The organism is Pseudonocardia sp. 2-7 (assembly GCF_056341085.1).
Genome location: NZ_CP094507.1, coordinates 3,727,626 through 3,746,099 on the forward strand (window position 1 = coordinate 3,727,626; position 18,474 = coordinate 3,746,099).

General features: G+C 76.2%; 19 protein-coding genes and 1 riboswitch. Of the genes, 8 read left to right on the plus strand and 11 right to left on the minus strand.

What is annotated here, in order from left to right:
• The first annotated feature begins 140 nt into the window (after positions 1-140).
• Positions 141-452, plus strand: a complete 312-nt coding sequence (locus MTO91_RS17920; protein ID WP_062396096.1) for a hypothetical protein — start codon at positions 141-143, stop codon at positions 450-452.
• A 30-nt stretch (positions 453-482) separates the two neighbouring features.
• Here MTO91_RS17920 and MTO91_RS17925 read toward each other — a convergent pair whose 3' ends face one another.
• From MTO91_RS17925 to MTO91_RS17950, 6 genes are all read right to left on the minus strand, one after another.
• Positions 483-1,868 (minus strand): FAD-dependent oxidoreductase, encoded by a 1,386-nt coding sequence (locus MTO91_RS17925; RefSeq protein ID WP_476651986.1) that lies wholly within the window; start codon positions 1,866-1,868, stop codon positions 483-485.
• A 59-nt stretch (positions 1,869-1,927) separates the two neighbouring features.
• The gene (locus tag MTO91_RS17930) at positions 1,928-2,791 is read right to left on the minus strand and encodes a PaaI family thioesterase (protein WP_476651988.1); all 864 of its coding nucleotides are present in this window, start codon (positions 2,789-2,791) and stop codon (positions 1,928-1,930) included.
• A 14-nt stretch (positions 2,792-2,805) separates the two neighbouring features.
• Positions 2,806-3,867 (minus strand): winged helix DNA-binding domain-containing protein, encoded by a 1,062-nt coding sequence (locus MTO91_RS17935; protein WP_476651990.1) that lies wholly within the window; start codon positions 3,865-3,867, stop codon positions 2,806-2,808.
• A 16-nt stretch (positions 3,868-3,883) separates the two neighbouring features.
• The gene (locus MTO91_RS17940; RefSeq protein WP_357461166.1) at positions 3,884-5,020 is read right to left on the minus strand and encodes an LLM class flavin-dependent oxidoreductase; all 1,137 of its coding nucleotides are present in this window, start codon (positions 5,018-5,020) and stop codon (positions 3,884-3,886) included.
• A 67-nt stretch (positions 5,021-5,087) separates the two neighbouring features.
• Positions 5,088-5,891 carry an IclR family transcriptional regulator domain-containing protein gene (locus MTO91_RS17945; protein ID WP_476651992.1) on the minus strand — a complete coding sequence of 268 codons (804 nt, stop codon included), beginning with the start codon at positions 5,889-5,891 and terminating at the stop codon, positions 5,088-5,090.
• Positions 5,888-7,039 (minus strand): lyase family protein, encoded by a 1,152-nt coding sequence (locus MTO91_RS17950; RefSeq protein ID WP_476651994.1) that lies wholly within the window; start codon positions 7,037-7,039, stop codon positions 5,888-5,890. The genes MTO91_RS17945 and MTO91_RS17950 overlap by 4 nt, the downstream gene beginning before the upstream one ends.
• A 75-nt stretch (positions 7,040-7,114) precedes the next feature.
• Here MTO91_RS17950 and MTO91_RS17955 point away from each other — a divergent pair, with 75 nt between their 5' ends.
• The 4 genes from MTO91_RS17955 (at position 7,115) to MTO91_RS17970 (ending at position 10,483) form a co-directional block, all read left to right on the plus strand.
• Positions 7,115-7,765 carry an HAD hydrolase-like protein gene (locus MTO91_RS17955; protein WP_405416314.1) on the plus strand — a complete coding sequence of 217 codons (651 nt, stop codon included), beginning with the start codon at positions 7,115-7,117 and terminating at the stop codon, positions 7,763-7,765.
• 144 nt (positions 7,766-7,909) lie between these two features.
• The gene (locus MTO91_RS17960) at positions 7,910-8,806 is read left to right on the plus strand and encodes an MOSC domain-containing protein (protein ID WP_251785151.1); all 897 of its coding nucleotides are present in this window, start codon (positions 7,910-7,912) and stop codon (positions 8,804-8,806) included.
• Positions 8,807-9,110: 304 nt separating this feature from the next.
• Positions 9,111-9,854: a CoA transferase subunit A gene (locus MTO91_RS17965; RefSeq protein ID WP_062396104.1), complete on the plus strand. Its 744-nt coding sequence runs from the start codon at positions 9,111-9,113 to the stop codon at positions 9,852-9,854.
• A 2-nt stretch (positions 9,855-9,856) separates the two neighbouring features.
• Entirely contained in the window at positions 9,857-10,483 is a 627-nt protein-coding gene (locus tag MTO91_RS17970; RefSeq protein WP_178372860.1) for a 3-oxoacid CoA-transferase subunit B, read from the plus strand.
• A 102-nt stretch (positions 10,484-10,585) separates the two neighbouring features.
• Here the strand turns inward: MTO91_RS17970 and MTO91_RS17975 are convergent, their stop codons facing one another.
• Positions 10,586-11,794 (minus strand): cytochrome P450 family protein, encoded by a 1,209-nt coding sequence (locus MTO91_RS17975; RefSeq protein WP_476651995.1) that lies wholly within the window; start codon positions 11,792-11,794, stop codon positions 10,586-10,588.
• A gap of 35 nt (positions 11,795-11,829) precedes the next feature.
• On the minus strand, positions 11,830-12,960 hold the full coding sequence (locus MTO91_RS17980; protein WP_476651997.1) for an NAD(P)/FAD-dependent oxidoreductase: 1,131 nt from the start codon (positions 12,958-12,960) through the stop codon (positions 11,830-11,832).
• A 253-nt stretch (positions 12,961-13,213) separates the two neighbouring features.
• Here MTO91_RS17980 and MTO91_RS17985 point away from each other — a divergent pair, with 253 nt between their 5' ends.
• The 3 genes from MTO91_RS17985 (at position 13,214) to MTO91_RS17995 (ending at position 15,722) form a co-directional block, all read left to right on the plus strand.
• Entirely contained in the window at positions 13,214-13,423 is a 210-nt protein-coding gene (locus MTO91_RS17985; RefSeq protein ID WP_224402030.1) for a hypothetical protein, read from the plus strand.
• A gap of 123 nt (positions 13,424-13,546) precedes the next feature.
• Positions 13,547-14,254 carry a 4'-phosphopantetheinyl transferase family protein gene (locus tag MTO91_RS17990; protein WP_476651999.1) on the plus strand — a complete coding sequence of 236 codons (708 nt, stop codon included), beginning with the start codon at positions 13,547-13,549 and terminating at the stop codon, positions 14,252-14,254.
• Positions 14,255-14,261: 7 nt separating this feature from the next.
• The gene (locus tag MTO91_RS17995) at positions 14,262-15,722 is read left to right on the plus strand and encodes a DNA polymerase IV (RefSeq protein ID WP_476652000.1); all 1,461 of its coding nucleotides are present in this window, start codon (positions 14,262-14,264) and stop codon (positions 15,720-15,722) included.
• Positions 15,723-15,741: 19 nt separating this feature from the next.
• On the opposite strand, the gene MTO91_RS18000 is transcribed toward MTO91_RS17995, so the two are convergent.
• From MTO91_RS18000 to MTO91_RS18010, 3 genes are all read right to left on the minus strand, one after another.
• Complete coding sequence (locus MTO91_RS18000) at positions 15,742-16,113, minus strand: hypothetical protein (RefSeq protein WP_251785157.1); 372 nt, start codon at positions 16,111-16,113, stop codon at positions 15,742-15,744.
• A gap of 35 nt (positions 16,114-16,148) precedes the next feature.
• Positions 16,149-16,335: riboswitch (cobalamin riboswitch) on the minus strand.
• Positions 16,333-17,922, minus strand: a complete 1,590-nt coding sequence (locus tag MTO91_RS18005) for a chloride channel protein (RefSeq protein ID WP_405416307.1) — start codon at positions 17,920-17,922, stop codon at positions 16,333-16,335. Its footprint overlaps the riboswitch before it by 3 nt.
• Positions 17,919-18,428: a MarR family winged helix-turn-helix transcriptional regulator gene (locus MTO91_RS18010; RefSeq protein WP_476652002.1), complete on the minus strand. Its 510-nt coding sequence runs from the start codon at positions 18,426-18,428 to the stop codon at positions 17,919-17,921. The genes MTO91_RS18005 and MTO91_RS18010 overlap by 4 nt, the downstream gene beginning before the upstream one ends.
• Positions 18,429-18,474: the final 46 nt, after the last annotated feature.

Consider the following 18,474-nt stretch of genomic DNA (forward strand, 5'->3'; position numbering starts at 1 on the left):
CTGCGCGTCGGCTGATCCAGGCCGCCGACGCGCCCGCGCCGCAATCCCGGCGCTTTCCTCCCGCACACCGCGGTGAGGATCCACGAGACCTGGCTCGCGTTCCCGCTTCTCTCTCGCGCAACGCATGGAGCCACACGATCATGAGCATCACCGCCGACCGTCCCACCACCACCTTCTCCTTCCCCACCGGTTCCGGTGGCGCCGCGGACATCGCGTCCCGGATGCCCCGCAGGCACACCGTCGTCACCGGCGACGGGATGGCCGGGGTCATGCAGATCGCCTCGGCGCTGCAGAGCTGCGGCCGCACGCTGCGCGAGTTCTGCGTCGACGTCCGTGAGGGCGTCGCCTACAGCTCGGTCACCTGCACCATGTCGATGACCCCCGACGAGGCCGACGACTTCTCCCGCGGCATGGGCGCGATGTCCTGCGTCATGGCGGTCGACCCGTACTGAGCCGTACGGCGGCCGTGCGGGAACCGGCCGCTACGACCGCGAGCTGTGGCGGCGGGCGGCGTCCAGCATCTCCGCCCGGTCCGCGATCTTGACCCGGTCGGTGCCGCCGCGCCTCTCCCCCAGGGCGAGCTCGGCGGCGTCGAGACGCAGCCAGTCCTCCCACAGCACGGGGTCGACGCCGTAGGAGCGCATCCGCTCGACGACGGCGTCGCCGCCCGGCCGCGGCGGCGTCGACAGGGTCGGCAGGTCGGCCAGCACCGACTCCGCGGTCTGCGCGCCGTCGCCCTTGTTGGTGCCGATCACGCCGGTCGGGCCCCGCTTGATCCACCCGGCCACGTAGCTGCCGCGCACCGGCTCCCCGCCGAGCAGCACCCGTCCTGCGTCGTGCGGGACGGTGCCGGTGGCCGCGTCGAACGGCAGCCCCTCGATGGGCTCGCCCGCGTAGCCGATGGCCCGCACGACCAGGCCCGCGTCCAGGGTCTCCCGCTCCCCCGTGCCACGCACCCGGCCGTCGTCGCCAAGGGCGTTGCGTTCGATCTCGACGGCGCCGACCCGGCCGGTGCCGTCGTCGACGAGCCGGACCGGGGACCGCAGGAACCGCAGGTGGATCCGCCGGGGCGCGCCGGTGGAGGACCGGCGGGCCCATTCGGTGAGCATCTCGATGTTCTGGCGCATCCGGCGTTCCTCCGGCTCGGCCACGCCCGCGGCGAGCAGGCCGTCGTCGTGCACCACGACGTCGACGTCGTCGAGGCCGCCGAGACCGCGCAGCTCGGCGGGGGTGAACTTCACGTGCAGCGGGTCGCGCCGGACCAGTACGTGCACGTCGGTGACCGCGCTCGCCCGCAGCGCGTCGAGCACCGCGTCGTGCGCGTCGGTGGCGGCGAGGTCGTCGGCGGGGCGGGCCAGGACCCGCGCGACGTCGACGGCGACGTTCCCCGCGCCGACCACGACCACGCCGGGGCGGTCGAGCAGCGGGCCGGGACCGACCGCGTCGGGGTGCCCGCAGTACCAGGACACGAACGCGCCGGACCCGACCGAGCCCGCGAGGTCCTCCCCCGGGACGCCGAGGTCGCGGTCGACCGCGCTGCCCGTCGCGTGCACGACGGCGTGGTAGTGCTCCCGCAGCGCCTCCCCCGGGATGCCGCCGGGGCCGACGTGGACGTTGCCGAGGAACCGGACACGGTCGCTGTCGTCGAAGGTCCGCACCAGCGCGCGGATGACCGACTTCATCTTCACGTGGTCGGGGGCGACGCCGTAGCGGACCAGACCGTAGGGCGCGGGCAGCCGGTCGATCACGTCGACGTGCACCGACGGGTCACCCGCCAGCAGCGCCTCGGCCGTGTACAGACCGGACGGTCCGGACCCGATGACGGCGATCCGGTGGGGTCGTGGGGCGGGGACCTGCGGGGTCGACACGTGCGCACCTCCGAGCCGGGGACGGTGACGACGCTAACAGCGACGACCCGTCCGGGCGATCATCGGCGCAGCGCGGTGCCGACGGCGCGCACCGCGGTCCGCCCGTCGGGCAGCAGCAGCTCCGTGCCCAGGGTGCGGAACCGGCGGCCGTCGCGGATCGCGACGGTGCGGGCCCGCAGCCGGTCGGTGACCTGCACCGGACGCAGGAACTCCACCGTCGTGGACAACGGCCGGGCGTCCGCGGCGCCGGGGTGCGCGGACTGGACCGCGGCGGTGAGCCCGGACAGGACCGCGCCGTGGGTGGTGCCGTTGAGGTTCGTCGTCGACGGGCCGGGGGTGAACACGACGTCGCCGTCGGCGTCGCGCTCGAGGTGCTCGGTCCGCAGCCGGGTGGCGTCGAACGGCGGCAGCGCGGCCCGGGCGTCGGTGCCGGCGGCGGTGGTCCCCGTCGCGGGCGCGGTCGCGAGCCCGCCGGGGCCCGCGGGGGCACCGGTCAGCGCGAAGGTGGCGACGACGTGCGCGACGGCGACCCCGGTGTCGTCGCGCATCTCGGCCCGGCCGACGCCGACCTCGTCGTCGAGGTGCAGCAGCATCAGCTCGGCGCGCAGCCACCGCGCGTCCGGTGCGGGGACCCCGGCCGCGTCCAGGCGCAGGTCGACGGTGGGCGCGCCTCCGGTGAGCCGCGCCGTGGAGAAGACGAGGTAGCCGAGGCCCGCGTCGGCCAGCAGCGCCGGGAGCACCGGGAGGACCCGGCCGTCGGCGGTGCGGACGCCGTCGTGCAGCGGGGCGCGCACCACCACGCGCTCCGGGGTCGACGACGGGTCGGGAGCCATCCCGAGACCCGACTCGACCGGCGCGCGCCGCAGCCGCTCCCGGGTGCCCGGTGCGGGCCTGGTCGGCTTCGGCTGCGTCGTGCCGGTCATGATCCCATCGTGCGTCACCCCGGGGACGCTCCCGGCCCCGGGTCCCGGTACCAGGCGGTGAGCAGCTCGGCCTCGTCGTCGACGGCGCGCCGGTCGGCGGCGTCGAGCGGGGTGAACGGGGTGGTGGCGACGCGGCCGTCGCGGTGCTCCCAGGTGCCGGCGACCCGGCCGTGCAGCAGGAACACCGGCGCCGAGCGGGGCCGGGTCGTGGCGAACACGTGGTGGCGGTGCTCGGCGGGCACGATCCCGGTGGCCGCGGCGTGCCCGAGCAGCAGCACCGCGTCGTAGGGGCCGAGGAAGCGCACCGGCAGCGGGGCGCCGGGCCCGGGCAGCGGGGCGCGCGGCACGTCGAGCAGCGCGGTGCCGTCCTCGGCCGCGAACGGGCGCAGGTCCTCCCCCGCCAGGGCTGCGCGGGCGACGCGGACCGGCCAGCCGGCGAACCGCGCGACGTCCGGCGCGGACGCGGGCCCGAAGGCCCGCAGGTAGCGGCGGGCCAGCGCGGCCCGTGCCGCGGCGGGGCCGGGCTCCGGGCCGGGCGCGGCCAGGCCGTAGACGTGGGCGCGCGGGGTCGCCCAGGTGCCGGCGGGCGGGATCCGCACGAGCCCGACCCAGTGCTGCACGCCGGGGAAGACACCCGCGGGCAGGCCCGCGTCGGCGAGTGCGGCGGTGATCTCGGCGTGCCGGCGCGGCCCGTCGGCCAGCAGCCCGCCGACGACGCGTGCGGCGGCGGTCATGTCGGCGTCGGTGACGTCGCGGGACAGCCGCAGCCAGTCCGCGCGCTGCTCGGCGCGGACGGCGGCGGTGAACACCCGGTGGTCGCGGCGGCTGAGCATGTGGATGGTCGAGCGCATCGCCCAGGCCTGTACGACGCGTCCGTCGTGCAGCATCGCGGTCAGTGCGGACCGCTCGAAGCCGATGAGCCGCGACCAGAGCCCGAGGTAGCCCGACGGGGCGTGCTGGGTCTGCAGCCCACCGATGCGCTCCAGGGCGCGCGGCACCGTCAGGGCGGCTCGCCCGGTGAGGAGCTGGCGGGCGAGCAGGGCCCGCAGCCGGTCGTCGGCGGTGAGGACGCGCACCCGGCGAGTGTGCCGGTCAGCCCGCCGTCGGGGTGTACCGGTCCGCGGGGCGGGCGAGCCCGAAGCGGTCGCGCAGGGTGCCGTCGTAGGGGGCGGGCGTCCAGGCGTCGCCGAGTGCGGGCAGCAGGCCGTCCACGATCTCGTCCACCCCGGACGGCAGCGCCAGCGGGACAAGGACGAACCCGTCGGCGGCGCGCTCCTCGGCGGCGTCGCGCAGCAGGGCGGCGAGCGCGGCCGGGTCGCCGACGTGGCGCAGCGTCGCCGGGACGGTGTCGGCGTCGGCGGGGGCGAGTGCGTCGAGCTCGCGCAGCCGCGCGGCGGCGTCGTCGCCCAGCAGGGTCTCGACGTCGAGCAGCACGGTGACCTGGTCGGGGTGGCGCCCGGCGTCGGCGACGGCGGCACGCACCCGGTCCCGGGCCTCGGCGGCACCGGCGACCGTGTCGGCCGCGACCCGGACGACGTCGGCGTAGCGGCCCACGGTCGCCAGCGCCTCGGTCTCGTCGCCGCGCAGCACGGTCAGGGGCTGCCCCTGCGGCGGGCGCGGGGTGATCGACGGTCCGGTCACGGAGAAGAACTCGCCGGTGAAGTCGATGTGGTGGAGCCGGTCGCGGTCGACGAAGCGGCCGGTGGCGGCGTCGCGGATCTCGGCGTCGTCCTCCCAGGAGTCCCACAGCCGGGCGGCGACCTCGATCGCCTCGCCGGCCTCCCGCCAGAGCGAGGCCGCGTCGCGGTCGGCGCGCGCACGGCCGAACAGGTCGGCCTCGGCCTGCGTGCGCGACACGTCGGGCTGCCAGCCGGCCCGCCCGGTGGACACGAAGTCCAGGGTGGCGACGGCCTTGGACAGGTGGAACGGCTCGGTGTGGGTGACCGTCACCGTCGGCACGATCCCGATACCGGGGACGGCGGGCGCGACCCGCGCGGCGACGGCGACGGCGTCGAGGGTGCCGGGCAGTGCGGCCGGGTCGGCCCCGGGCGGCTGCAGCGAGTCGGGCAGCGCGACGAGGTCGAGGCCGCCGCGCGCCGCGGTGCGGGCCAGGTCCAGGTGGTACGGGGCGGTGAACAGCCGGGCCGGGTCGGCGCCGCCGAGCCGCCACGCGCCGGGGTGACGCCCCGCCGCTCCGAGTTCGACCGCCAGGTGCAGACGTCCGCTCACCGTGCCTCCGTCGCTCGTGATCAGCTCCTGGGAGGGCCAACCCACCGCGGGCGCGGTCTGTTCCCGGTCACCCGGCGGCGCGCAGGTCCGCCTCGATCGCGGCGGCGCAGGCGCGCAGCTCGGGCAGGATGTCGGCGCGCAGGCCGTCGGCGTCGTTGCGGGAGGCGTGGGTGGAGACGTTCGCGGCCGCGACGACCCTCCCGGCGCGGTCGTGGACGGGCACCGCGACCGAGCGCAGCCCGGCCTCCAGCTCCTGGTCGACGACGCAGTGCCCGTCGGTGCGGACCCGGTCCAGCTCGGTGCGCAGCTGCCCGGGCGTCGAGACGGTGTGCGCGGTCAGTGCCGCGGGCTCCAGCGCGCCGAGGTAGGAGTCGAGGGTCGCGGGCGGGAGCGCGGCGAGCAGGACGCGGCCCATCGACGTCGCCCAGGCCGGGAAGCGGGTCCCGATGGTGATGGTGACGGTCATGATCCGCGAGGTGGGGACGCGGGCGACGTAGACGACGTCGTAGCCGGTGTGCGGGTCGCCGTCGAGGACCGACACCGACGCGGACTCGCGCACCGTGGCGACCAGGCGCTCCAGGTGCGGGGCCGCGATCTCGGGCAGGCCCATCGCGGACAGGTAGGACCAGCCGAGCTCGAGCACCCGCGGGGTGAGGGTGAACAGCCTGCCGTCGGTGCGGACGTAGCCCTCCTCGGCCAGGGTGAGCAGGAACCGGCGCGCCGCGGCGCGGGTGAGCCCGGTGGCACGGGCGACGTCGGCGAGGGTCTGCTGCGGGCGCTGCGCGTCGAAGGACCGGATGACGGCCAGCCCCCTGGCCAGCGAGCGGACCTGCTCGGTGCGCGGGGCGCCCAGGTCCTCCGGGGTGCTCACGCCGGCCGCCCGGCGAGGACGGTGTCGACCAGGTCGGCGGCGTGCCCGGTGCCGTGGCCCTGGGTGCCCGCGGCGAGGTCGAGGTTGCGGGCCATCGCCTCGGGGTGCACCTGCAGCCCCTCCAGGCTCACCCGCAGCCGGGCCGCGGCGCCCGCGGTGACCCGCAGCAGCGCGACGAGCGTCTCCCATTCCGCGTGCCAGGCCCCGGCGGCACGCTGGAACTCCTGCTCGGCGCCGGCGAGCAGCGTCGCGACCAGGCCGGGGGCGCGCTTCGCGGCGCCACGGGCGGTGACGGCCGCGGCCGGGTTGCGCTTGTGCGGCATCGACGACGAGTCCCCCGGCGCGGACTCCGACACCTCGCCGAGCTCGGTGGCGGACAGCAGCACGACGTCGCCCGCGGGCTTGGCGCAGGCCCCGGCGGCGACGCCGAGCGCCCCGGCGAGCTCGCCGATGCGGCTGCGTTCGGTGTGCCACGGCACGCCCTGCGGGGCGAGGCCGAGCCGCGCGGCCAGCGCGTCGGCGACGGCCGGGCCGAACGGGTGGACGGCCGCGAGGGTGCCCGCGGCGCCACCGTAGGAGACCGGCAGCGCGGTGAGCACCCGGTCGAGGCCGGTGCGGGCCCGGTCCAGCCCGGTGCACCAGGTGGCGGCGACGAGGCCGAAGGTGGTGGGCAGCGCCTGCTGGCCGAGGGTGCGGGCGGCGCACGGGGTGTCGCGGTGGGTGGCGGCGAGCGCGGCCGCGGCGTCGGCGCAGGCGGTGAGGTCGGCGACGACGCGGTGCCCGGCCCGTCGGGTGAGCAGCATCAGCGCGGTGTCCATGACGTCCTGGCTGGTGGCGCCCGGGTGCACCGCGCGCTCGGCGCCGGGCTGGATCCGCGCCGCGGCCGCCTTGAGCCGCTTGACCAGCGGGATCACCGGGTTGCCGCCCTCGACCGACTCGGCGGCCAGCGCGTGCGGGTCGACGCCCGCGACGGCGGCGACGGCGCGTTCCACCGCGTCGGCGTCGTGCTCGGTGACCGCGCCCTGCTCGGCGGCGACCGCCGACAGCGCCAGTTCGACCTCCAGCAGGGCGGCGATCCACGCGCCGTCGTCGAGCAGACCGTCGACCCGGTCGGTGCCGGACAGCGGCCCGAGCAGTGTGTTCGCCATGCGTACAAGTGTACGACCTGCGACCGTTCAGGGAGAAGGGACGGCCGGGTCTCCCGGGAGGCAGAATGACCCGACGTGCTGACCCACATCCTGCTCGACCTCGACGGCACCCTCGTCGACTCCGCCCCCGGCATCCTCGGCTCGATGCGCCGCGCTATCGACGAGGTGGGCCTGGACGTCCCCGAGTCCGCGCTCGGCACGCACCTGCTCGGCCCGCCGCTCTACCGCAGCCTGCCCCCGATCCTCGGCGACGAGGGCACCGCCGCCGTGCTGCCGGTGTACCGGCGCCTCTACGGCGACGAGGACGGCTGCCTGGACTGCACGCCCTACCCCGGCGTCGCGGAGCTGCTGCGTGCCCTGTCCGCGGCCGGCGTGACGATGGCCCTGGCCACCAGCAAGGGCGAGACCTCGGCCCGCAAGATCCTCGCCCACCACGGCTGGACCGACCTGTTCACCGAGATCGTCGGTGACACCCGCGCCGCGGACCGGCCGACCAAGGGCGCCGTCGTCGCCGAGGCGCTGCGCCGGCTCGGGTCCCCCGCGGGCGCGGACGAGCCGCTGATGGTCGGCGACCGGCTGCACGACGTCGAGGGCGCCGCCGAGCACGGCCTCCGTTGTGCCGGAGCGGGCTGGGGCTACGCCGAGCCGGGCGAGCTGGAGGCCGCGGGCGCCACGACGGTGTACGCCACCGCCGACGAGCTGCGGGCGGCACTGCTCGGCCGCTGAGCTGCGACGTCCGGGTGAACCGGGCGCCGGAGGCCGCGCATCTGCGGCCGTCGACCGGAGGCGCGTCCTCAGCTGAGGACCGCTCCCGCGGGCCCGTCCGTTCGGGCCGTGCACGTCGAACGGACGGGCCGATATACACCGGACATGACGGTCGCCGCGCTCTACCGCTATCCGGTCAAGTCGATGCTCGGGGAGTCCCTGACCCGGGCCACCATCACCGAACGGGGGCTGCTCGGCGACCGCGCCTACGCGGTGCTCGACAACGGGACCGGCATCATCGCCAGCGCCAAGGTGCCCAAGCGCTGGCTGGGACTGTTGAGCTTCTCCGCGCGGTTCGTGGCCGAGCCGGTCGTCGGGGAGCCCACCCCGCCGGTGGAGATCACCTTCCCGGACGGCTCGGTGCTGCGCAGCGACGACGAGGGCCTCGACACCGCGCTCTCCGCGGCGCTGGGCCGCGACGTCTCGCTGATCTCGGTCCCACCGGAGGGGAGCTACTTCGAGGAGCTGTGGCCCGACATCGAGGGCCTCACTCCGCAGCAGCTCGCGCCGCGGAAGCTCATCGAGGACACGACGACCCGGCACGAGGACTCCGGCGAGGTCATCAGCCGGTTCGACATCTCCGCGTTCGGGGCGCCGGGCACGTTCTTCGACCTGTCGTCGTTGCACGTGCTCACCGAGTCGACGCTGGACCGGCTCCGGGAGCTGAACCCGGACGCGACCTTCGACCCGCTCCGCTACCGCCCCAACATCGTGCTGCGCGACGAGGGGACGGGCTTCGTCGAGAACGACTGGCCCGGCAGCACCAGCGCCCTGGGCGACGACGCCCGGATCACGTTCTCCTTCGCCACCATGCGCTGTGTCATGACCACGCTCCCCCAGGGCGACCTGCCCGACGACCCGGACACCCTGCGGACGATCGCGAAGAACAACCGCATCGAGATCCCGCAGGTCGGGGGGGTCTGGGCGTGCGCCGGGGTCTACGCCGAGGTCGCCGCAGGCGGGGAGATCGCCGTCGGGGACCCGCACACCGCCCCCGCCTGACCCACGCCGCGCCCGCCCCACCGACGGTGCGCCGCGACGGCGGCGGTCGCCGAGATGCAGCTCAGCGGGGTGCGGGGGCACCCTCGGGCCCCGCTGAGCTGCATCTCGACACCGTGAGAGGGCACCCCTGCCCCTGGAACGTCACCGGGATGCAGCTCGGAGCTCCCGGGTCGGCCTCTCGGATACCCCTGAGCTGCACCTCGGCGCGCGGAGGGTGGGTCCCGACCCGTCGAGTGTGTTCGCATAGCGAACGCTTGTGCGTCTGTCGTACGCCGCGTACCGTCGTCCGCGACGGAGGTGCGTGATGGACAAGGTGGTGGCATCCGCCGCGGACGCGGTCGCCGACATCGGCGACGGGGCGTCGCTCGCGGTCGGCGGGTTCGGCATGTCCGGGGTTCCGACGGTGCTGATCGCGGCACTGCTGGAGCAGGGCGCGACGGACCTGGAGACGATCTCGAACAACCTGGGCGTCGACGGCTTCGGCCTCGGCACCCTGCTCGCCGCCGGGCGCATCCGGCGGACGATCGGCTCCTACGTCGGCAACAACAAGGAGTTCGCCCGCCAGTACCTGGCCGGTGAGCTGGAGCTGGAGCTGACCCCGCAGGGCACGCTCGCCGAGCGGCTGCGGGCCGGCGGCGCGGGCATCCCGGCGTTCTACACCCCGGCCGGGGTCGGGACGCTGGTCGCCGAGGGCGGGCTGCCCTGGCGCTACGCGTCCGACGGCTCGGTCGCCGTCGAGTCCCCGGCGAAGGAGACCCGCGAGTTCGACGGCGTGACCTACGTCCTCGAGCGCGCCCTCACCCCGGACTTCGCGCTGGTCCACGCCTGGAAGGGCGACCGGCACGGAAACCTGGTGTTCCGGCGCGCGGCGCGCAACTTCAACCCGGACTGCGCCGCGGCCGGGCGGACCACGATCGCCCAGGTCGAGCACCTGGTCGAGCCCGGGGAGATCGACCCCGACGCGGTGCACACCCCCGGCATCCACGTGCACCGCGTGCTGCACGTCCCCGGCGTCGAGAAGCCGGTCGAGTTCAGGACGGTGCGTTGACCATGGCCCTCAACCGTGACGAGATGGCCGCCCGGGTCGCGGCCGAGCTGCCCGACGGCGCGTACGTCAACCTCGGCATCGGCATGCCGACCCTGGTGCCCGGACACATCCCCGAGGGCCGGACGGTCGTCCTGCACTCGGAGAACGGGATCCTCGGCGTCGGCCCCTACCCCACCGACGAGGAGGTCGACGCCGACCTCATCAACGCCGGCAAGGAGACCGTCACCGTCGCCGACGGCGCCGCCTTCTTCGGCTCCGCGGAGAGCTTCGGCCAGATCCGGGCCGGGAAGCTCGACGTCGCCGTCCTGGGCGGGATGGAGGTCGCCGCGAACGGCGACCTCGCGAACTGGGCGATCCCCGGCAAGATGATCAAGGGGATGGGCGGGGCGATGGACCTCGTCCACGGCGCGCGCTCGGTGATCGTGATGATGGACCACGTCTCCAAGGACGGGTCCCCCAAGATCGTCGAGCGGTGCTCGCTGCCGATCACCGGCCTGGGCTGCGTCACGAAGATCGTCACCGACCTGGCGGTCATCGACGTGACGCCGGACGGGCTCGAGCTGGTCGAGACCGCGCCCGGAGTCGGCGCCGACGAGGTGCGGGAGAAGACCGGCGCCCCGCTGCGCTGACACCGCCCGCTGCGCCGTCACCGCCCCGCTGCGCCGACGGCCGCCGCCGGTCCGGCACCGCCCGCCGGGCGCACCCCTCGGTCGCGCCCGGCCGCGGCGCCCTCAGGCGGGCTCGCCCGGCGTGACCGGCAGCCGGGACAGGCCCCGGACCAGCGTCGACTCGCGGTACACGAGCTCGGACGGGTCGACGGCCAGCGCCAGGTCCGGCCGCTGGGCGATGAGCTTGCCGATGGCCACCCGCCCCTCGGTGCGGGCGAGCTGCGCGCCCAGGCAGAAGTGGATGCCGTGGCCGAAGAACACCCCCGACGACGAGTCCCGGGTGATGTCGAGCCGCTCCGGGTCCGCCAGCCACTCCGGGTCCCGGTTCGCCGCGGCGAGGCCGAGCATGACGGTCGACCCGGCCGGGATGGTCACCCCGGAGTACTCGACGTCCTCGCTGGCGAACCGCATCGGGGCGTTGGCGACCGGGGACTCGAAGCGCAGGAACTCCTCCACCGCCGAGGTGATCAGCGACGGGTCGGCCTGCAGCCGGGCGCGCTGCTCGGGGTGGGTCAGCAGGGCGAGCACGCCGTTGCCGATCAGGTTGACCGTGGTCTCGTGCCCGGCGATGAGCAGCAGCGTCGCCATCGCGACCAGCTCCTCGGACGAGAGGCGGTCGCCGTCGGCGTCGCTGACCGCGAGCAGGCCGGACAGCAGGGCGTCGTCGGGCTCGGTGCGCTTGCGTTCGATCAGCTCGGCGAGGTAGCCGTTCAGGCTGCCCATCGCGGCGAACTTCTCCTCCTGCGGGGAGTCGTCGACCATCACCGACGACCACGCCGAGAACATGTCGCGGTCCTCGGCGGGCACCCCCAGCAGCTCGCAGATGACCAGCACCGGGACGAGGAACGCGTACTGGCGCATGAGGTCGACGGGGCCCTCGGCGGGCAGCGCGTCGAGCAGCTCCTGGGTGATCTCCTCGACCCGGGGCTGCAGGTCGTTCATCCGCCGCACGGTGAACGAGCGACCGACGAGCTTGCGCAGCCGGGTGTGGTCCGGCGGGTCCATCAGGATCATCATCGGAATCGGCGCGGCCGGCTGGCCCTCGCGCTGGTCGGCGGGGAGCGTCCAGCGCCAGTCCTTGCTCAGCCGCGGGTCGACGAACGCCGCACGGACGTCGGCGTAGCGGCTGATCAGCCACGCCTTCCCGTCCGGCAGCGCGAGCTCGCGCACCGGCTCCTCGGTGCGCAGGGCCGCGTAGGCGGGGTGCGGGTCGGTCCAGAAGTCGCCCGAGAACAGGTCGTGCGTCTCGGTGCCGGTGGTGGTCAGCGCCATGGGGACCATGGTGCCAGCCATGGGTAAGCGACCGCTTACATCAGCCGTGTGACCGAGCACACAGCCGGGTCGAGCTCGACGTCGGCCGGGGCCGGGTGGCCCAGGACGACCGACGCGGCCAGCGCCGCCAGTGCCGGGGCGGACTCGATGCCCGACCCGCCCTGCCCCGCGACGAAGAAGAACCCCGGGTGCTCCGGTCGCGCGCCCAGCACCGGGGCGCGGTCGGGGGCGAAGGTCCGCAGCCCCGCCCACGCGGTCCGGACCGACCGCAGCCCGAGCGTGGTCGCCGAGCCCACCCGATCCAGGGCGAGGGCGACGTCGAGCTCGTCGGGCCGCGCGTCGCCCGGCTCGGCCGGGGTCTCGTCGGCCGGGGAGACCAGCACGACGTCCGCCTCGGCCTTGAGGTACCAGCGCTCGGCGGCGTCGGCGATCATCGGCAGGACGGCACCGTCGACGGTGAGCACCGACGGGTCGCCGACCGGGCAGGCGGCGATCGTGCGCCGGTACGGGGTCAGCCCGGCGCCGGGTACGCCGGCCAGCGCCGCCATCGCGTCGGCCCAGGCCCCGGCCGCGTCGACGACCACTCCCGCCCGCACCCGGTGCCCGCCGGTCGTCGTCGCGCTCCAGCCGGAGCCGTCCCGGTCCAGCGCGGCCACCCGGGCGCCGCGCAGCACGGTGCCGCCGCGGGCGCGCAGCCCGCGCCGGTAGCCGTCGTGCAGGGCCGCGGTGTCGACGTCGCAGGCGCCGGCGGTCCACGCGGCCGCACGCGGGGCACGGCGCAGCACCGGCGCGCGGCGCCACGCCTGCGCGGGGTCCAGGGCGACCGGGGCGCCGGGCTCGCCGTGCTGCTCGCGCAGCGTCGTGGCGAGGCGGTCGGCGGCCTGCTCGTCGTCGGCGAGGTGCAGGACCGGGCGGGGGGACAGCAGCGGCGGCGTGCCGAGCTGCTCGGGCAGCGCGGCGAACCGCGGCCCGGAGGCGTCGATCAGCGCGCGGAACGGGCCGGAGCCGTGACCGGGGATGTAGGTGGCGGCCGAGCGGGCGGTGGCGTGGACCGGCAGGTCCTGCTCGGCCTCGGTCAGCACGACGCGGGCGTGCGCGGCCAGCTCCCACGCGACCGACACCCCGGCGATGCCGCCGCCGACCACCAGCACGTCCGCCGTCTCCATGCCCGCGACGATAGGTCGGCGGCCCCGGGGAAAACCGGTGGCCCCGGCCCGGGCGGTCGTCGTAGCGTCGCCGCCATGCTGATCCGGTTCCTCTGAGCGGCCCGCGGAGTCGACCTCCGCGCTCCGCCGCCGGCCCGTGACGTCCACCGGGCCCGGAACCGTCGCCGCCCTCGTGCGGCCCTTCCGGCGTCCCCGCGCGTCACCGGCCCCCCGCACCCGGTCCGAGTCCGACCCGATGCTCCGAGGAGGTCGTATGCCCACGACCCGACACACCCCTGTCCCCACCGCCGACACCGGTCCCGCCGGGGCGCCCACCCCCGCCAACCGCGCCGAGCGTCGCGCGGCGAGGCGCGGCCGGTCCGGCGCCCCGGGCGGCCCGCCGGCACCGCGCACGGCGGGGCCGGCCCCGCAGGCCCGCCCGGCCCACGTCCGCACGGACTTCGCCGCCCGCCGCAGCGGCTGAGGGCACGGGCACGATCACGGATCGGGCACCGGGGACGTCGGCGGGCGACCCTCCGCGTGCCCGATCCGTGATCACTCCCGGCGGTGCGGCCCGGCGCGGGAGCGACGTGGAAGGCTGGACGCCGTGACCGTCACCGTCTGGTGGGCCGCCCCGGCCGATCCCGGCGACCGCGCCGACCTCGTCGCGCTGCTGGACGCCCATGAACGCGAGCGGCTCCTCGCACTGCGCAGGCACGAGGACCGCGCCCGCTACCTCGCCGCGCACGCCCTGGCCCGGCTCGTGCTCGCCGAGCGGCTCGACGCCGACCCCGCCGCGCTCGTCCTGGACCGGACCTGTCGCTGCGGGGAGCCGCACGGCAAGCCGCGCCTGGCCGGGCGCGGCGACGACCCCGGGTTCTCGCTGACCCACTCCGGCGCGCTGGTCGGCGTCGCGGTCGGGACCGGCCCGGTCGGCGTCGACGTCGAGGCGCACCGCCCGCTGTCCGGCCTCGACGGTCTCGTCCGGCACGCCCTCTCCCCCGCCGAGCTCGCCGCGGCCACGCCCGACGGCACCGGGTTCCTGGTCACCTGGACCCGCAAGGAGGCGCTGCTCAAGGCCACCGGCGAGGGCCTGTCGAGCCCGATGGACGCGATCACGCTGTCCCCGCCGCACGCCCCGGCCCGGGTGCTGGGCTGGACCGGCACCGGCGGGAGCTGGTGGGTCGCCGACGTCGCCACCGGCCTCGACGACCACCCGGGCGCCGTCGCCGGGGCGGGACCGGTGGCCCCGGTCGTCACCGTCGCCGACGGCGACGCGGTCCTGTCGGTGCGCCGGGGCACGATGCACGGGTGATGGTGAGGTGACCGCGGCGGCCGACCGCTGGGTGCTGCATCTCGACATGGACGCGTTCTTCGCCTCCGTCGAGCAGCTGACCCGGCCCACCCTGGCCGACCGGCCGGTCCTGGTCGGCGGCGCGGGACCGCGCGGCGTCGTCGCGGGGGCGAGCTACCAGGCGCGGGTGTTCGGGGCCCGCTCGGCGATGCCGATGGGGCAGGCGCGGCGGCGCTGCCCGCACGCGACCGTCCTGCCGCCCCGGTTCTCGCTGTACAAGGCGCTGTCCGAGGAGGTCATGGCCGTCCTCGGCGAGTTCTCCCCGGTGCTCGAGCCGGTGTCGGTCGACGAGGCGTTCGTGGAGCCGCCCGACCTCGTGGGGGCCTCCCCGGACCGGGTGCGGGAGTGGGGCACCCGGCTGCGCGGCGCGGTGCGCGAGCGCACCGGGCTGCCCGCCTCGGTGGGTGCCGGGTCGGGCAAGCAGGTCGCGAAGATCGCCTCCGAGCTGGCCAAGCCGGACGGGTTGCGGGTGATCGCCCACGCCGAGCAGGCCGCCGTGCTCGACCCGCTCCCGGTGCGGTCGCTGTGGGGCATCGGGCCGGTCTCCGGCGAGGCGCTGCGGAAGATCGGGATCGAGACGATCGGACAGCTCGCCGCGATGGACGCCCGCGAGGTCGCCGGGGTGCTGGGCGGTGCCGTCGGGTCCGAGCTGCACCGCCTGGCCCGCGGTGTCGACGACCGTCCGGTCGCCCCGCGCGGCGCGGCCAAGCAGATCAGCGCGGAGACGACGTTCGACGCCGACCTGACCGCGATGAGCGCGGTGCACACCGCGGTGGAGTCGATCTGCGTCGCCGTGCACCGGCGCCTGGTCGCCGACGGCCGGACCGCCCGCACCGTCACGGTGAAGGCGCGGACCGGGGACTTCACCACCCACACCCGGTCCGAGACGACCCCCTTCGGGACCCGGGACCTGGCGACCCTGGTCGCGGTGGCCCGGCGGCTGGCCGAGGGCGCCGTCGGCGAGGGCGGGGTGCGGCTGCTGGGGGTGTCGGTGTCCGGCTTCGGCGACGAGCCGCCACTGGCGCTGTTCGACGCGGTGCCGTCGGAGAGCGGGTGGACGACGGCCCCGGCCCCCGACGCCCCGCCCGCGGCCACCCGCCCGGCCGCCGCGGCGGGGGTGACCGTGCTCGACGCAGCTCCGGAGAACGACGCGGCCACCGGGCCCGACGCGATCGAGGAGCCCGGCGACGCGCCCGGCCCGCTCCGCCCGGACCGGCCCGACCGCGAACCCGACCCGGACCGGCCCTGGCGCGCCGGCGACGACGTCGCCCACCCCGAGCACGGCCACGGCTGGGTCCAGGGCGCCGGGCACGGGCGGGTCACCGTGCGGTTCGAGACCGCGCTCACCGGCCCCGGCCGCACCCGCACGCTCGACGCCGCCGACCCGGACCTCACCCGGGCCGACCCGCTGGGCAGCTGGCGGGCCTGAGCCCGGGCCCCGGGTGGGTTCAGCCGATCAGCGGGCTGCGGTGCGGCGGTGCGACGCGGCTGCCCTCGGCGATCCGGACGCGCAGCGTGGGAGCGGTGCGGGCCAGACCGTCGAGGACGGCGCCGAGCGCGGCGTCGCCCGCGGGGTCGCCCCCGACCAGCAGCACCGCGGCGTCGGCGGGCCCGGCGGCGGCCCAGGCCCCGATCCGGGCGACGGCGTCGCGCGGTGTGACCGGCTCGACCCGCCACGCCTCGGCGTAGAACAGGGCGGTCGACTCGGCCTGCGGGAAGGCGAAGACCGTCCCGGCCTCGGCCAGCAGGTCGTGCGCACCCGTGCGGGACGCGTCGTCGCCGGACGGATCGGTACCGAGCACCACCAGGTCGTGGCTCATCGCATGTCCTCCTCGAGGGTCCGCGCCCTCATCAGTGGGAATCCGCGACGACGGGCAGTGTCCTGGCTCCCGGATCGGTACGCCCTCCCCGGCCTTCCCACCCTCGCGGGCGGTGGCGCCGGTGTGGGGAGGGCACTCCCCGGTGACAGTGGCGGGACCGCGCCGGACTCGCACCGGCTTCCTGTTCCGTCGTCGGCCGGAGCCCATCACGCGACCGGGTCAGCGGTCAACCGTCCCCCGCCCGGCCACTCCCCGCAGATGGTCGAGCAGGTCGTGCTCGGTCAGCGTCCCGAGCAGCGGCCCGTCCGGCCCCTCCCGCACGGGCAGCGCGGCGCCCCGGTGCGCGGCGAGCACCCCGAGGACGTCGTGCACGGAGCCGTCCGGGTCCAGGGCGGGCAGCTCCGGGTCGGGCGTCGTGCCGTCGGCGGGGCGCATGACCTGGGCGACGACGACCCGGCGCAGTGCCTCGTCGGTCGGGGTGTCGGCGGCGAGGTCGATCCCGCGTCGCAGCAGCTTGAGCGTGTAGATGTTGTCCCGCGACACCAGGTTCGACAGGCCGGTGGCCAGGACGACGGCGGCCATCAGCGGCAGGATCAGGGCGTAGTCGCCGGTGAGCTCGAACACGATGAGCACCGCGGTGATCGGGGCGTGTGCGGCCCCCGCGAACACCGCCGCCATGCCGACCAGGCCGAACGCGCCGGGGTGCAGGTCGAGCGCCGGGAACAGGGCCGCGGCGGCGTAGCCGAAGGCGGTCCCGGCGGTGCCGCCGACGAACAGCGACGGCGCGAAGACGCCGCCGGACCCGCCGATGCCGATGGTGAGGCTGGAGGCGAGGATCTTCCCGACGACGAGCAGGAGCAGGAACCCGACGACGTATCGGCCGCCGATCGCGGCCTCCAGGACCGGGTAGCCCACGCCGTACATCTGGGGCAGCGCCAGCAGCAGCGCGCCGAGCAGCAGCCCGCCGACGGCCGGGCGCAGCCACTCCGGGCCGCGCCAGACGGCGTCGCAGGCGTCCTCGACGACGTAGAGGATGCGGGCGAAGGCCCAGCCCAGCAGCCCCGCGAGCAGCCCGAGCAGCGCGTAGAGCGGCAGCTGGGCGGGGCTGCCCAGGTCGAAGTGCGGCAGGGTCAGGATCGCGCGGTCCCCGGCGATCACCTCGGCGACGACGTTCGCGACCACCGAGCTGATCACCAGCACGCCGAACGCCTCGGCGCTGAACGACCGCAGGATCAGCTCCAGGCCGAACACCACCCCGGAGATCGGGGCGTCGAACGTCGCGGAGATCCCGCCCGCGGCGCCGCAGGCGACCATCAGGACCAGCCGGGTGGCGGGCACCCGCAGCCACTGCCCGATGGCCGAGCCGAGCGCGGAGCCGATCTGCACGATCGGGCCCTCCCGGCCGACGGAGCCACCGGTGCCGATGCAGATCCCCGACGCGAGCGCCTTCACCGCGGCGACGGTGGCCGGGATCCGCCCGCCCCGGCGCGCGACGGCGAGCATCACCTCCGGCACCCCGTGCCCGCGGGCCTCCGGCGCGAACCGCTGGACCAGCGGGCCGTACACCAGGCCGCCGAGCACCGGGGCGACGAGCAGGAACCAGACCCCCAGCCCGGGCAGGTGCGGCGAGGCGACCCGGCCGGCGTCGGAGAAGTCCTCCCGGCCGGTGACCAGCCAGGTCACACCGAGGATCAGCTCGTGGAACAGCACCGACCCGATGCCGGCGCCGATCCCGATGACCGTCGCCAGGCCGACGAGCCCCGGCCGGGTGCCGACGAGCGCGCGGTGCAGCGCGCGGACCGCGGTCACCGGGCATCGTCCTCTGCGGGCACGGGCGCGACGGCCCAGTCGGTCTCGCCGACCTCGCCCGCGGCCTCCGCGAAGTGGCGCAGCGCGTCGCGGACCGCGGTGCGCTCGGCGGCGGGCAGCGTCGCGAGCAGCCGGTGCATCTCGACGCGGCGCAGCCGGGTGACCTCGTCGACGAGCGCCCGCCCGGCCGGGCTGAGCGCGACGGCGACCTCGCGGCGGTCGTCACCGGTGCGGGTGCGCGCGACGAGGCCGCGGGTCACCAGCCGGTCGCACATCCGGGTCGCCGTCGACGCCGACACGGTCAGCGCCCTGGCCAGGTCGGCCGGTCGCCGGGTGCCGTACTGGGCCAGCACGACCAGCGCGCGGTACTGGGGCAGGGTCACGTCGCCGGCCGTGTCACCGCCGGTGTGCTCGCCCGCGGCGGCCAGGGACCGGGCCACCACGGAGAGCATCGCCCGGCTCGCGGTCATCACCGCGTCGACGACGTCATCGATCTCGTCCGTCACGCCCGCGATCGTTGCATATTGCAAACTTGCAGTGTGCAACGGGTTG